The 13,904-nt window shown below is 59.6% G+C and carries 17 protein-coding genes; 8 read left to right on the top strand and 9 right to left on the bottom strand.

Annotated elements, in window-relative coordinates:
* Positions 1–86: 86 nt before the first annotated feature.
* Positions 87–569, top strand: coding sequence for a glutathione peroxidase (locus AB4N48_RS20075; RefSeq protein ID WP_122610823.1), 483 nt, complete (start codon positions 87–89; stop codon positions 567–569).
* A gap of 212 nt (positions 570–781) precedes the next feature.
* On the top strand, positions 782–1,885 hold the full coding sequence (locus tag AB4N48_RS20070) for an NADH:flavin oxidoreductase (RefSeq protein WP_460094217.1): 1,104 nt from the start codon (positions 782–784) through the stop codon (positions 1,883–1,885).
* 127 nt (positions 1,886–2,012) lie between these two features.
* Here AB4N48_RS20070 and AB4N48_RS20065 read toward each other — a convergent pair whose 3' ends face one another.
* On the bottom strand, positions 2,013–3,212 hold the full coding sequence (locus AB4N48_RS20065; RefSeq protein WP_460094216.1) for a glycosyltransferase family 4 protein: 1,200 nt from the start codon (positions 3,210–3,212) through the stop codon (positions 2,013–2,015).
* A gap of 40 nt (positions 3,213–3,252) precedes the next feature.
* A complete protein-coding gene (gene cysZ / locus AB4N48_RS20060) occupies positions 3,253–4,005 on the bottom strand; it encodes a sulfate transporter CysZ (RefSeq protein ID WP_252877460.1) in 753 nt (250 codons plus the stop codon).
* A gap of 312 nt (positions 4,006–4,317) precedes the next feature.
* Between cysZ and trxB the strand changes: the two genes are divergently transcribed.
* Positions 4,318–5,280: a thioredoxin-disulfide reductase gene (gene trxB, locus AB4N48_RS20055; RefSeq protein ID WP_016771656.1), complete on the top strand. Its 963-nt coding sequence runs from the start codon at positions 4,318–4,320 to the stop codon at positions 5,278–5,280.
* A gap of 192 nt (positions 5,281–5,472) precedes the next feature.
* Here the strand turns inward: trxB and AB4N48_RS20050 are convergent, their stop codons facing one another.
* From AB4N48_RS20050 to AB4N48_RS20030, 5 genes are all read right to left on the bottom strand, one after another.
* Positions 5,473–5,811, bottom strand: a complete 339-nt coding sequence (locus AB4N48_RS20050) for a HopJ type III effector protein (RefSeq protein ID WP_252879444.1) — start codon at positions 5,809–5,811, stop codon at positions 5,473–5,475.
* Positions 5,804–6,100, bottom strand: a complete 297-nt coding sequence (locus AB4N48_RS20045; protein ID WP_056782977.1) for a DUF1244 domain-containing protein — start codon at positions 6,098–6,100, stop codon at positions 5,804–5,806. Before AB4N48_RS20045 ends, AB4N48_RS20050 begins: the two co-directional genes overlap by 8 nt.
* A gap of 96 nt (positions 6,101–6,196) precedes the next feature.
* Positions 6,197–6,568, bottom strand: coding sequence for a dihydroneopterin triphosphate 2'-epimerase (gene folX / locus AB4N48_RS20040; protein ID WP_122610818.1), 372 nt, complete (start codon positions 6,566–6,568; stop codon positions 6,197–6,199).
* 72 nt (positions 6,569–6,640) lie between these two features.
* Positions 6,641–7,351 carry a dihydromonapterin reductase gene (gene folM / locus AB4N48_RS20035; protein ID WP_460094215.1) on the bottom strand — a complete coding sequence of 237 codons (711 nt, stop codon included), beginning with the start codon at positions 7,349–7,351 and terminating at the stop codon, positions 6,641–6,643.
* A gap of 58 nt (positions 7,352–7,409) precedes the next feature.
* Positions 7,410–7,979 (bottom strand): antibiotic biosynthesis monooxygenase, encoded by a 570-nt coding sequence (locus tag AB4N48_RS20030; RefSeq protein ID WP_041477999.1) that lies wholly within the window; start codon positions 7,977–7,979, stop codon positions 7,410–7,412.
* A 211-nt stretch (positions 7,980–8,190) separates the two neighbouring features.
* Between AB4N48_RS20030 and AB4N48_RS20025 the strand changes: the two genes are divergently transcribed.
* The gene (locus AB4N48_RS20025) at positions 8,191–9,150 is read left to right on the top strand and encodes a MerR family transcriptional regulator (RefSeq protein ID WP_095180389.1); all 960 of its coding nucleotides are present in this window, start codon (positions 8,191–8,193) and stop codon (positions 9,148–9,150) included.
* A gap of 3 nt (positions 9,151–9,153) precedes the next feature.
* On the opposite strand, the gene AB4N48_RS20020 is transcribed toward AB4N48_RS20025, so the two are convergent.
* Both AB4N48_RS20020 and AB4N48_RS20015 read right to left on the bottom strand, forming a co-directional pair.
* Positions 9,154–9,759, bottom strand: a complete 606-nt coding sequence (locus AB4N48_RS20020; RefSeq protein ID WP_024011639.1) for a hypothetical protein — start codon at positions 9,757–9,759, stop codon at positions 9,154–9,156.
* 54 nt (positions 9,760–9,813) lie between these two features.
* A complete protein-coding gene (locus tag AB4N48_RS20015; protein ID WP_024011640.1) occupies positions 9,814–10,290 on the bottom strand; it encodes a PAS domain-containing protein in 477 nt (158 codons plus the stop codon).
* Positions 10,291–10,444: 154 nt separating this feature from the next.
* Here AB4N48_RS20015 and AB4N48_RS20010 point away from each other — a divergent pair, with 154 nt between their 5' ends.
* The 4 genes from AB4N48_RS20010 (at position 10,445) to AB4N48_RS19995 (ending at position 13,824) form a co-directional block, all read left to right on the top strand.
* On the top strand, positions 10,445–10,900 hold the full coding sequence (locus tag AB4N48_RS20010; RefSeq protein ID WP_041478001.1) for a flavodoxin: 456 nt from the start codon (positions 10,445–10,447) through the stop codon (positions 10,898–10,900).
* A 175-nt stretch (positions 10,901–11,075) separates the two neighbouring features.
* The gene (locus AB4N48_RS20005) at positions 11,076–11,858 is read left to right on the top strand and encodes a class II aldolase/adducin family protein (RefSeq protein ID WP_041478002.1); all 783 of its coding nucleotides are present in this window, start codon (positions 11,076–11,078) and stop codon (positions 11,856–11,858) included.
* Positions 11,858–12,760, top strand: coding sequence for an alpha/beta fold hydrolase (locus AB4N48_RS20000; RefSeq protein ID WP_041478003.1), 903 nt, complete (start codon positions 11,858–11,860; stop codon positions 12,758–12,760). Before AB4N48_RS20005 ends, AB4N48_RS20000 begins: the two co-directional genes overlap by 1 nt.
* A gap of 152 nt (positions 12,761–12,912) precedes the next feature.
* Positions 12,913–13,824: an SDR family oxidoreductase gene (locus tag AB4N48_RS19995; RefSeq protein WP_041478004.1), complete on the top strand. Its 912-nt coding sequence runs from the start codon at positions 12,913–12,915 to the stop codon at positions 13,822–13,824.
* Positions 13,825–13,904: the final 80 nt, after the last annotated feature.

Raw genomic sequence — 13,904 nt, 5'->3', positions numbered from 1 at the left:
GTGGGCGCCTTTTTAGTCCGCGGCTGTCCTTGGTGGCCTCGCCAAGTGGCTGTTTCGAGTAGAACACGAGAATCCTGGAGTTCGGCATGAGTGCTTTTCACGACCTTAAGTTGACCGCCCTGGATGGTCAGGAGCTACCGCTGGCGCCGTTCAAGGGCCAAGTCGTGCTGGTGGTCAACGTGGCCTCCAAATGCGGCTTGACCCCTCAGTACGCGGCACTGGAAAACCTCTACCAGCAATACAAAGATAAAGGCTTTGCTGTGCTGGGCCTCCCGTGCAACCAGTTTGCCGGTCAGGAGCCAGGCTCGGAGAAAGAGATCCAGGAGTTCTGCAGCCTCAACTATGGCGTGACCTTTCCGTTGTCGAGCAAGCTCGAAGTCAACGGCCACGAGCGGCATCAGTTGTATCGCCTGCTGGCGGGCGAGGGCGCCGAATTTCCCGGTGACATCACCTGGAATTTCGAGAAGTTTCTGCTCGGCAAGGACGGCCGGGTGCTGGCGCGGTTCTCGCCGCGCACGGCGCCGGATGATCCGACCATCGTGCATGCGATTGAAAAAGCGCTGGGCTGAAAAGTAGCATCAAAAGATCGCAGCCCTCGGCAGCTCCTACAGGGAGAACACCAATCTCGTGTAGGAGCTGCCGAAGGCTGCGATCTTTTGCTTTTCAATCTTTTGATCCTTAATCACCAAAATCAATAATGCTGTTCAGAGCTCTCGACTCTTAATATTATCGGCGTCATATCGATTCATGCCTGTAGCCAACGTTTTCGTGGAGCCTCTCGATGCCTGTTCAAGCCCTGTTCAAACCGTTCCACCTCGGTGCCCTCGAACTGCCGACCCGCGTGGTCATGGCGCCGATGACCCGCTCGTTCTCCCCGGGCGGCGTGCCGAATTCAAAAGTCATTGAGTACTACCGTCGACGTGCGGCCGCTGGGGTTGGCCTGATCATCACCGAAGGCACCACGGTCGGCCACATCGCGTCCAATGGCTATCCAAACGTGCCGCAATTTTTCGGTGACGCGCCGCTGGCCGGCTGGAAAAAAGTTGTCGACGCCGTGCACGCCGAGGGCGGCAAGATCGTTCCGCAACTGTGGCACGTCGGCAGCGTACGTCGCCTTGGCACCGAGCCGGACGCCAGCGTACCGGGCTACGGTCCGTCGGAGAAACTCAAGGACGGCCAGGTCGTGGTTCACGGTATGACCAAACACGACATCCAGGACGTGATCGCTGCGTTTGCCCAGGCTGCCAAAGATGCGCAAAGCATCGGCATGGACGGTGTGGAAATCCATGGCGCTCACGGTTATCTGATCGACCAGTTCTTCTGGGAAGGCAGCAATCAGCGCACCGACGAATACGGTGGCAGCCTGGCCAACCGTTCGCGTTTTGCCATCGAATTGATTCAAGCAGTACGCGCGGCTGTCGGTGAGGGTTTCCCGATCATCTTCCGCTTCTCGCAGTGGAAGCAGCAGGATTACACCGCGCGTCTGGTGCAAACACCCGAAGCGCTGGGCGAGTTTCTCAAGCCGCTGTCTGACGCTGGCGTGGACATTTTCCACTGCTCGACCCGACGCTTCTGGGAGCCGGAGTTCGACGGCTCGGATCTGAACCTCGCTGGCTGGACCCGCAAGCTGACCGGCAAACCGACCATCACCGTGGGCAGCGTCGGCCTGGACGGCGAGTTCCTGCAGTTCATGGTCAACACCGACAAGGTCGCGCAACCGGCCAGCCTGGAAAATCTGCTGGAGCGTCTGAACAAAGAAGAGTTCGACCTGGTAGCAGTGGGCCGCGCGCTGCTGGTCGATCCGGACTGGGCGCAGAAAGTCCGTGAAGGACGTGAGCAGGATATTCTGCCGTTCAGTCGTGAGGCGTTGATGACCCTGGTTTAAGCAGCGCCAGTTCGACCTTTTCGCGAGCAGGCTCGCTCCCACCCTCTACTGCATTTCATATGACGGAATGCGGTGCCCATGTGGGAGCGAGCCTGCTCGCGAACGCTGTTTCTATGTCGACGCAAATCTATGGTTGTGTCTGCGCCCCAGGCACCACCAACTCCCCCACACAAGCCCCCCGCAAATACCCCTCGAATTGCTCGATAATCGCCGCCCAGCCCTGGCGACTGCCATGCTGCCGCGCATTCAGCCGCACACAACGCAACCGTTCATCTTCCTCCAGCAACCACGCCGCCGCTTCGCAAAACGCCTGCTCATCGCCGGGCATTGCCGAAACGCCGTTGTAGCCATGGCGAATATGCTGCGCCGCCGCTGCCTGGTCATAGGCAACAACGCCGAGTCCCGAAGCCAGGGCTTCCAGCACCACATTGCCGAAAGTTTCGGTGAGGCTGGGAAATACAAACAGATCCCCTGAGGCATAGTGCGCCGCCAGTACTTCACCCCGCTGCGCGCCGCAGAAGATCGCTTCCGGCAATTCTTTTTCCAGCGCCAAACGCTGCGGGCCGTCACCGACCACGATCAGCTTCAGATGGCGCTGTGGATAAGTCTCACACAGGGTTTCAAAGCAGCGTTTGAGCAGGCCCAGATTTTTCTCCGGGGCGAGCCTTCCTACGTGGATGACCGCGATATCCGTGTCAGAGAGCCCCCATTGCTCACGCAACGCGCTCTGACGTTTGCTCGGATGAAACAACTGGCTGTCCACACCCCGCGACAACAACGCCAGCCGCTCGAAATGCCGCCGCTCCAACTCCAGGCGCTGACTGGCGCTCGGCACCAAAGTCATTGCCGAACGATTGTGAAACCAGCGCAGGTAGTGGGTAAGCATCCGCGTCAGCAGACCGAGGCCGTACTGGCTGGTGTATTGCTGGAAGTTGGTGTGAAAGCCGCTCACCACCGCAATCCCCAGGCGCCGTGCGGCGCGCAGTGCTGACAATCCCAGCGGGCCTTCCGTGGCGATGTACAGCACATCGGGGCGCTGGCGTTTCCAGCGCCGCAGCAGTTTATGCATCGACGACTGGCCCCATTGCAGCCCCGGATAGCCCGGCAGCGGCCATCCGCGACACAGCAACAGTGCATCGTCTTCGCTGCGTTGTGGATCACCGGCCTGGCGCGGGCGCACCAGCTCCACCTGATGCCCTCGTGCGCGCAAACCCTCGCACAAGCGGCCAAGGGTATTGGCCACGCCGTTGATTTCCGGTGGGAAGGTTTCGCTGATGAGGGTGATATGTAGAGCTGTCGTCATGACCTCAGTGTCGGCTGAGGCCATGTCGACGTTGTGACATTTGGATGATGGATTTGTGACGCGGTCAGTGCTGTATCACCAGATTTTCGGCACCACGTTCACGCACCCAGAACAACGTCGCCCCGGCTACCGCCGCCGGCATCATCAGGATGTTGACCACCGGAATCAGCAACACCAGATAGACGATCCCGCCAAAACTCATGCTCTGCCAGCGCTTCTGCCGCAGCCAGGCGAGCATCTCGTTCCAGCCCAGTTTGTGGTTATCCGCCGGGTAGTCGATGTACTGGATGGCCATCATCCACACGCCGAACAGCAGCCATAACGGCGCGGCGACGATATTTACCACCGGGATGAACGACAGGATGAACAGGCCAATGGCGCGCGGCAGGAAGTAGCCGAGCTTGCGCATTTCCCGGGAGAGGGTGCGCGGGATCATCGCGACCAGTTCGCCCCAGCTGAACGCCGGGAAATCATCGGTGCCGCGCACCACCACTTCAACTTTTTCCGCGAGGAAACCGTTGAACGGTGCGGCAATGATGTTGGCGAGCATGGTGAAGGTGAAAAACACCATCAAGGCCACGAGGACCACGAACAGCGGCCAGAGGATATAGCTGAGGAAACTCAGCCATTCAGGCAACGACGGCATCAGCGTGTCGACCCACAGGCTGAACTGGTGGCCGGCCAGATAGATCAATCCGACGAACAGCACCAGGTTGATAGCCAGCGGCAACAACACGAACAGGCGCAGGCCAGGGCTCAGGACCAGTTTGAGGCCTTCGCGCAGGTATTGCGGGCCTGACAGAACAGGGGCGGGCATAAGGTGCTCCGAAGCAAGGGAAATCGCGCCGACGTTACCGACTTTGCCCCAGCGGCGAAAGCGCGGCAGAGCAATCGACATTCACTGTAACAAAGAGGTCTATCTCGTCACCGTCTCGGCATAGAGACCACCTATGAGCTGGATTGTTAAACCGTATTTCCTTAATCTTGCCCCCCTCGATACGCTGCACCCAACTTTTTACAGGACTGTCGAGTTCAAGCCTTCCCCAAGGTGTCCACGGTCCTTTTTTATTCCGCCGGCCGTCCGGCGTCCGCGCCAGATTTTTCATGGCCGGCCAACAGGAGCAGATTCATGTCTGAAGTCCGTCATTCGCGAGTGATCATTCTCGGTTCCGGCCCCGCCGGTTACAGCGCTGCGGTCTACGCGGCCCGCGCCAACCTCAAGCCACTGCTGATTACCGGCATGCAGGCCGGCGGTCAACTGACCACCACCACCGAAGTCGACAACTGGCCGGGTGATGTTCATGGCCTGACCGGTCCGGTGTTGATGGAGCGCATGCGCGAGCACGCCGAGCGTTTCGAGACCGAGATCGTCTTCGATCACATCAACGCCGTGGACTTCGCTGCCAAGCCGTACACCCTGACCGGCGACAGCGCCGTCTATACCTGCGATGCGCTGATCATCGCCACTGGCGCCAGCGCCCGTTACCTGGGCCTGCCGTCGGAAGAAGCGTTCATGGGCAAAGGCGTGTCGGCCTGCGCAACCTGCGACGGTTTCTTCTACCGCAACAAGCCGGTCGCCGTGGTTGGCGGTGGCAACACCGCTGTCGAAGAAGCGCTGTACCTGGCCAACATCGCCAGCACCGTGACTTTGATCCACCGTCGCGAAACCTTCCGCGCCGAGAAGATCCTGATCGACAAGCTCAACGCTCGTGTGGCTGAAGGCAAGATCATTCTCAAGTTGAACGCCAACCTGGACGAAGTTCTCGGCGACAACATGGGCGTGACCGGTGCGCGCCTGCGCAACAACGATGGCAGCTTCGACGAAATCAAAGTCGACGGCGTGTTCATCGCCATCGGCCACACTCCGAACACTTCGCTGTTCGAAGGCCAGTTGACGCTGAAAGACGGTTACCTGGTTGTGCAGGGCGGCCGTGAAGGCAATGCGACGGCCACTAGCGTCGAAGGCATCTTCGCTGCCGGTGACGTGGCTGACCACGTTTACCGTCAGGCCATCACCTCGGCCGGCGCCGGTTGCATGGCGGCACTGGACACCGAGCGTTACCTGGACGGCTTGCAGAACGCCACGTTCTAAGACCGCAGGGCATAAAAAAAAACCGGCCAGATTGGCCGGTTTTTTTGTGCCCGAGATTCGCAGTCGCCACGCATCCAGTGTGGGAGCGAGCCTGCTCGCGAAAGCGGTGTATCAGTCGACATCAACGTTGAATGTCAGTCCGTCTTCGCGAGCAGGCTCGCTCCCACAGGTGTTATGTGTGGCCGTTGGGGATCAGCGGCGGGTCAAGGGTTGGGCGCTGAATTCAACCCCGGCCAGGCCGTGCTTGATCAACGCGCGAATGTTGCCGTGATCGCTGCCCTCGGGCGTCGCCAGGACCGAACGGTAATGCTCGCCGAACGCCAGCAGCGCTTCTTCATCGTTCAAGCCTTCCAGCAGTGCCAGACCCAGGGTCTTGCACGAGCCTTCGTTCTGCCCGGCAGCGTTTTCCACGCCGCCGTTGTTGAATGCTTGCGGCTGGTAGTCGTAACCGGCGGCGATGAACGCCAGGGTGTCGGCGAAAGCATGCTCGCCACTCTTGAGGCTGGCGCGCAGGGTGTTCAGATCAGTCATTGGGTTTTCCTTTGGCAAACGCTGCTTGCTGCTCGGCGCTGGCTTCTTGCTGGTATTGGGCTTTCCACTCGGCGTAGGGCATGCCGTACACCACTTCGCGGGCGTCATCGAGGCTGACCTCGATCTGACGTTGGTCGGCTTCGGCCTTGTACCATTTCGACAGGCAGTTGCGGCAGAACCCGGCGAGGTTCATCAGGTCGATGTTCTGCACGTCCTTTCGGCTGTCGAGGTGAGCGACCAGTCGGCGAAAGGCGGCGGCTTCGAGTTCCAGGCGTTGTTGATCAGTCATGGGGGGTCTCTTCGAGACAGCTTTGAGCGGCAAGCTTCAAGCTGCAAGATGGGTGTCTGTGAGCAAAGTTTACAGCTTGCGGCTTGAGGCTTGAAGCTAGCGGCTCGCTGCGAGCGTAATCGATACCGATTCGGCGAAGCGCAGCGCGTGCGGTTTGTCGACTTCGACTTCGGCGTACAGCACCGATGTATTGGTCATCACCAGGTCGAGCAATTCCTGGGTCAGGCGTTCGAGCAGGGCGAAGCGGTTGCCTTCGACGTGGGCGATGATCGCTTTGGTGATGGTGCGGTAATTCAGCGCGTGGTCGATGTCGTTGTCACGCACCGCTTCCTGCGCTGCGTACAGAATGGTCAGGTTGATCAGCACATCCTGCTTGTTGAGGATTTCGTCCTCGTTGATGCCGATAAAGGTGCGCAGGCGCAGATCCTTGACCCGGATGCGCGCCATTCCCGGTTGAAGTTGTGGCATTGATTTGCTCCGTCCAGTCTATTGCAGGCGTTCTGGTGGATCTTACTCGACTCGCGGCCGAAGCGGGACGGCCTATTTGACGTGCCGGCCGCCGTTGACGGTCAGGGTCGTGCCAGTGACATAGGGATTGTCGAGCAGATAGCGCAGGCTCTGGTAGATCACCTCGCAGCCGGGCTCGATACCCAACGCGGACTTGGCCAGCGCCTTGCTGCGGTAGGCGGCGTCATCGTCGGGGTTGAACAATAGCAGCGCCGGAGCGATGCCGTTGACCTTGATGGCCGGCGCAAAGCGCGCGGCAAACGACAGGGTCAGACTGTCGAGCCCGGCCTTGCTGGCGCAATAACCGATGTGCTTGCTGCTGCCTTTGCGGGTGACATCGTCGCTGATGTGGATGATGTCGGCAGGCGTCGAGCGCTGCAGCAACTCGGCGCAGTGCAGGTTGATCAGGTAAGGCGCGAGCATGTGAATGTTGAACATGCGATTGAAGGCCTGTGCTTCGCTGCCCTGGGTTTCTGCCAGCCATTCGGAGGCGTTATGCACGACGGCGCGCAAGCTGTCGGTGTGGGCTTTCAGCGCATCGATGAAGGCAAGAATCCCGGCCTCGCTGGAAAAGTCCGCGAACAGCGCTGTCGCACCAAGATCGCGAAGGGCCTGTTCGCCCGGTCGCTCGGTGCGGTAAGTGAAAATCAGCGGGTGGCCATCCTCGATCAAGCGCTGCGCGCAGTGCAAACCGACACGCTGGCCGGCGCCGGTGATGAGGATCGGGGCTGCGGAATCTGGCATGGGCGGCTCGCATCGCGGTTGAAGCGAAAACTATAACAGGCTCGCCGCCCGCTGCAGATCAGCGATTCTGCGCCGACGGTGCGCCAGCCAATGGCCGCGTCGGCGTGCTGTTCAACCAGTTCGCCAGCAGACGCGTCGACAACGGGATGAAGAAATACACCATCAGCGGCGTCAGGCACGCCGTGCCGATCAAGATGCGCGGCAACAGGCTCAGCTCAGCGAGCAGCGGGCCGAGGGCAAAGTTGAATATCAGCGACACCGGAAAAAACGCCAGCCAGATCGCCACGGCCTGTTTCCAGCGCGGCGGGCGTTGGCCGGCAGCACCAAACCAGCCTTCAATGCCGCTGACCCGGTGCTCTTTAGGATGTTCGAACAAATCGCTGCCGCGGTTAAGCCAGGCGGTACGCGACGCCGAGTATTCCCACGCGTGCAGGGTCTGCTCATCGACAAAGCGGAAGATAATCTGGAATTCGTTGTCACCGGGCGGTGGCGCGAGGACGCCGGAGCCGAGGTAGCCGGGGAAGTCGGTGGCCAGTTGCTCGCCTTCGCGCAACCAGGCGATAAGATCGTGATAACGGCCATCGGCGACGCGACGCGCTACCATTAGCGTGACGGGGGAAGTAGACATTTTGTATCTCCGTATTTCGAGTGCGTCGCTCCGGGTAAGAGCTTCGCCTGACGCAGGCCGGGGTAGAGGCTTGCGCTTTACAACAAGCAAGGATTATTCCTGATTTTGTCGATTAAACCAGCAGCTTTCGTCGCAGATCACTACTTGAAGGTTTCCAGTCCATCATGTTTAAAATGGGATCCAATGAACCGACATGGAAGTTGACCGCCAGATGCCTGTAATCACGGACCCTCGCCCGGCTTCGACAGCACTCGGCACGATCGAGCGCGAAGAGCTATTTCCCATCCGCGAAGTGGCGCGCCTGACTGGCGTCAACCCGGTGACCCTGCGTGCCTGGGAGCGCCGTTACGGACTCATCCAGCCGACGCGCACCGAAAGCGGGCATCGTTTGTATTCCATGAACGATATCGAGCGCGTGCGCAGCATTGTCGACTGGATCGATCGCGGCGTGGCCGTGAGCAAAGTCGGCAAGATCCTGGCGAAAACAGAGCCTCTGAAGGTGCTGGCAAACTTCATCCCCGATGACCATGTGCAGGCCGATTACAAGCAATGGCAGGAGCAGGTTCAGCAGGCGGTCAGTGCGTTCGACGATCAGCAGCTGGATCGCGTCTACGGGCAGATTTTCTCGTCGTACGCGCTGCCGGTGGTGTTCGAAGCCATTCTGATGCCGTTGTGGCGTCAACTGCTGCAGCGCCAGGACGCTTTCGGGCAAACCAGCGAATGGTTGTTTCTCGACGGATTTCTCAGGGTGCGTGTACTGCAGCGCATTGTCATGTTGCGTGGTGCGCAACCGCGCCGGGTGATTGTCAGCGCGCTCGCGGGGCAGTGCAGAGAGCTTGAGTTGCTGGTCGCGGCGCTGTTTCTCAGCGGCAACGATTCTGGCGTGCGGGTGCTGACCACGGGCCAGCCGTTCGATGAATTGACGCTGGTCTGCGAAAAGGTCAAGCCTGACGCACTTGTACTGTTTTCCAATCATGCCCCCGGTCCAGAGCTGCCCCGGCGCCTGAATCGTCTGGCACTGAGCCTCGATTGCCAATTGATGTTGGCCGGCGATGCCTCGGAACTGGCCGAAGACAGTCTGGCCGGTTCATCCGTTGCATGTCTGGGGAATGAGGGCGCAACGATGCGTCAACGCATGAAGCAATTCATGGCAGGCAAGCTGGATACCTGAGACTCAGGCGTGCAGGGCGGGGTGTGTCAGGCGATGCTGTTGAAGGATGAACTGGCGCAGGCGCTCGGTTTCGTCGGCATCGGTCTGGCTCAGTTCGTAAGCGAAGAAACCTTGCTCGGTTTCACGCTCGAAATGGCCGCGCAACGAGATGCGCTCATAACCGGAAGGGCTGAACCACAGGGCGAAATGTTTCGGTGGTTTGGTCTTGTTGCGCACTTCCAGCAACACACCTTTGTGCGACACCTCGTGCACCCACAGCGTGCCGGGCTGGCCTTTGGCGTTTTCCAATGCCACCGGCTCCTCGAGTACGAGACGCCATGGGCGCACCATCGGCCCGTCTTCGTAGATGCTCGGCACCCCGAGACGCAGATGCAGTGCGTGGAACTCGTCTTCCACCAGATGCAGCGGGAAGGTCATCTGCTGATTTTCGAAGTTGGCCTGGATCGTCACCTGCTCGTGAGCAGCCAGACGTGTCAGCAGGTCACGGATCTGCGAACCACCATTAACCAGCAGACTCGACGTTGCATCCCGCACGTTCAGTTGCGGGTTGTGCTGCATTGTCTGGATGAAATCCAGCTCGTCCTGGGTGAGGAGGGCGTCGCGCTGCATGGCTAACTCGAAGTGAATAGTTACAAAGTCATTGGTGATTGTAGTTAATGACCGTCAGTTCGCGGTTTTGTTTGCGCCGTTCGTCGCTTTGAGTGCCGCCAGCTCGCTTTGCAGCGCCGCCACTTGAGCTTCGAGCTGCGCAACCCGCTGCTGCGCCTTGACCTGAACCGTCACATCTTTCTGCACACCGATGAAATAGGTCTGCCCGTCATCGGCATTTTTTATCGTCGACAATGACAATTCGTTCCAGAACGGCGTGCCATCCTTGCGATAGTTGCGCAGGATTTCCCGGCAGGAACCGCCTTCACGCAATGTCTCGCGAATCAGTTGCAGACTTGGTTGATCACGGTCTCCAGCCTGCAAAAAACGACAGTCCTGGTAGAGGATTTCCTCACTGCTATAACCGGTCATGCGCTCGAAGGCAGGGTTGACGTAAATAAGGATGTTGTCCTGCTCGCCTTCCTTTTCAGCGACCACGATTCCGTCATTCGAGGCATTGATCACCATTTGCAGCAGGCTGGCGTTGATCATCCGAGAATCCCTTCCGTTATGTCAGTGGCAGGCATTCTAGAAGAAAGCCGCGGACTGTCTATAGGCCATCAGCTTCCATTGAGAGCCAATCGCAACTTCGCGGCATGGGCTGTTACTATCGCGGCTCTTTTTTTTCAGTTCCAGGATCAGATTGATGAAAGTCGCCATCCTCTCAGGTTCAGTCTACGGCACCGCCGAAGAAGTCGCCCGCCACGCCCAGAACCTGCTGAAAGCCGCCGGCTTTGAAACCTTCTACAACTCGCGCGCCGCGCTGGCCGATATTCAGGCGTTCGCTCCTGAGGCTCTTTTGGCCGTCACTTCGACCACTGGCATGGGCGAGCTGCCGGACAACCTGCAACCGTTGTATTCGATGCTGCGCGATCAGTTGCCTGCTTCGTTGCGGGGCCTGCCCGGCGCGGTGATTGCCCTCGGTGATGCCAGCTACGGCGACACCTTCTGCGGCGGTGGCGAGCAGATGCGCGAACTGTTTGCCGAACTGGGCGTAAACGAGGTTCAGGAAATGTTGCGCATCGACGCCAGCGAAAGCGTCACGCCGGAAACCGATGCCGAGCCGTGGCTGGCGCAGTTGATCGAAGCGCTCAAGGGCTGATTGCGGGCAATAATCGCTGCACCTTCTAAGCGTTGTTGAATTGCAACGGATCCAGGCTGTTTGCCCGGCTGACTCGTTCAGTCATCAAGCTGGCTGCCAATGCAACTACGCGATGCCCTGCGCCTGACTAGACTGCTGACACGAGCAGAACAAGAAGAACGCAGAGGTGCATACAGTGAGCGTAGCCCCCGTCCAATCGTCGCCGAACGTCAAAGATCAGGTCAGCGCTGCCGAGTGGCAGACCCGCGTTGATCTTGCCGCCTGTTACCGTCTGGTGGCGCTGCACGGCTGGGACGATCTGATCTTCACGCATATCTCGGCCAAGGTGCCCGGCACCGAAGATTTCCTGATCAACCCGTTTGGCCTGATGTTCCACGAGATTACCGCCTCAAGCCTGGTGAAAGTCGATCAGGCCGGCAACAAACTCATGGACAGCCCCTACGAAATCAACCCCGCCGGCTATACCATTCACAGCGCCGTCCACGAGGTGCGCCACGATGTGGTTTGTGTGCTGCATACGCACACCGCGTCAGGCGTTGCGGTGTCGGCGCAAAGGCAGGGGGTGCTGCCGATCAGTCAACAGTCACTGTTTGTGTTGTCGAGCCTGGCCTATCACGCCTACGAAGGCGTGGCCCTGAATCATGAAGAAAAGGCGCGCCTGCAAGCCGATCTTGGCGACAACAGTTTCCTCATGCTGCACAACCACGGTCTGCTCACCTGCGGCGGGACTATCGCCGACACTTTTCTGATGATGTTCACTTTCCAGCGGGCCTGCGACATTCAGGTCATGGCGCAGACTGGAGGGACCGAACTGATCGCCATCGAACCGCAGATTCTCGCCGGCGCCAAAGCGATGATTGCCGGCGTCACCAAGAGCGCGCAGGGCATGGGCGGCGCGCTGGCGTGGCCGGCGCTGCTGCGCAAACTCGACCTGCAGGATCCGGGGTATAAATTCTAATGCCACTTGCCGAGATTCCTTTGTGTGTCTGGCGCAAGCGCAGCCGGACTTTTGTCTTTCGTGGCCAGTCGATCCGCTACTGGACAGTCGGGCAGGGTGAACCGTTGCTGTTGATTCACGGTTTCCCCACCGCCAGTTGGGATTGGCATTACCTGTGGCAGCCACTGGCCCAGCGTTATCAGGTGATCGCCTGCGATATGCTCGGTTTCGGCGATTCGGCAAAACCGCGCAATCACACCTATAGCCTGCTGGAACAGGCCGATCTGCAACAGGCGCTGCTCGCCCATCTGCAGGTTGAACAAGCGGTGCATATTCTTGCCCACGACTATGGCGACAGCGTTGCTCAGGAACTGCTCGCGCGGCACTACGAAAAGCGCATTGAAGTGGCCAGTTGCGTATTCCTTAATGGCGGTCTGTTTCCGGAAACTCATCGTCCACTGCTGATGCAGAAACTGCTGCTCAGTCCGATTGGCTGGCTGCTTGGTCGCGCATTCAGTCGTGAGGCGTTGGTCAAAGGTTTCCGGCAGATCTTCGGCCCGCAGACCCAGCCGACTGAAAGCGAACTGGATGATTACTGGAGTCTGGTCGACAGCAACCATGGCCCGCGCATCCTGCATAAATTGATCACTTATATCCCCGAGCGCCGGATGCAACGTGAGCGCTGGGTGACGGCCATGCAGCAGGGTGACATTCCCTTGCGGGTGATCGACGGCGCATTTGACCCGATCTCCGGCGTGCACATGGTCGAGCGATATCGCGAACTGATCCCTGATGCAGACACCGTGCTCTTACCCGGCATCGGCCACTATCCGCAAACCGAGGCGCCGGTGCTGGTACTCAAGCACTATCTGGCGTTCCGCGATCGTCTGGTATTGCCTCCGCGCAAAGTGGCGTACTCCTGATTCTCGCCGAGAGCACGGGCTCTCGGCGTCCTGACACTCGATCATCCCTCAGCCTTATCGCCCACCATTCAGCCGCAGCCGTGTTCGTTGTGACCCAAAGCGCCGTGCCTGACACTCGGGGCAATATCCCTTGGCCTGCTGGAGTTGCCGCGATGAATGAACCTGTGCGTTTCGAAGATAAAGTCGTGATAGTGACCGGCGCCGGTGGCGGCCTCGGTCGTGCGCATGCGCTGCTGTTCGCCAGGCAGGGCGCCAAAGTGCTGGTCAACGATCTCGGTGGCTCGACGCAGGGCGAGGGCGCCAACGCTTCGGCTGCCGACCGCGTAGTGGCGCAAATCCGCGAGGCCGGCGGTATTGCCGAAGCCAACCACGACTCGGTGACTGACGGCGACAAACTGGTACAGAACGCCCTTGATGCCTTCGGCCGCGTCGACGTCGTAGTCAACAACGCCGGGATCCTGCGCGACAAGTCGTTTCACAAGATGGACGACGCCGACTGGGATCTGGTCTATCGCGTCCACGTCGAAGGCGCCTACAAGGTTACCCGTGCCGCCTGGCCGCATCTGCGCGAGCAAAACTACGGTCGCGTGATTTTCACTGCGTCGACTTCAGGCATCTATGGCAATTTCGGCCAGTCCAACTACGGCATGGCCAAACTCGGGCTTTACGGGTTGACCCGAACGCTGGCGATCGAAGGGCGCAAGAACAACATTCTGGTCAACGCCATCGCCCCGACCGGCGGCACGCGCATGACCGAGGGCCTGATCCCGCCGCAAGTATTCGAGCAACTGAAGCCGGAACTGGTCAGCCCGCTGGTGGTGTATCTGGCCAGCGAGCAATGCCAGGAAACGTCGGGCCTGTTCGAAGTCGGCGGCGGCTGGATGGGCAAGGTGCGCTGGGAACGCAGCCTCGGTGCCGGCTTCGATCCGCGCGAAGGGTTCTCGCCGGAAGACGTCGCGGCGCACTGGCAGCAGATTTGTGATTTCGAAGGGGCGGCGCATCCGAAGGACAATATTGAAGCATTGAAGGAAATGATGGCGAATTTGCAGAAGTATTCGATTTAGGCCCTCCCTCCAGGCGACAGGGCTGCAATTGGGCCCTGATTCCCACCTCCAAGTGCATCGCGCGCAAGCCGCCCATAAAA

Source organism: Pseudomonas sp. S2_C11, assembly GCF_054668395.1.
The sequence above is the reverse complement of the archived record's forward strand: the minus strand, read 5'-3'. Positions and strand labels throughout refer to the sequence as shown.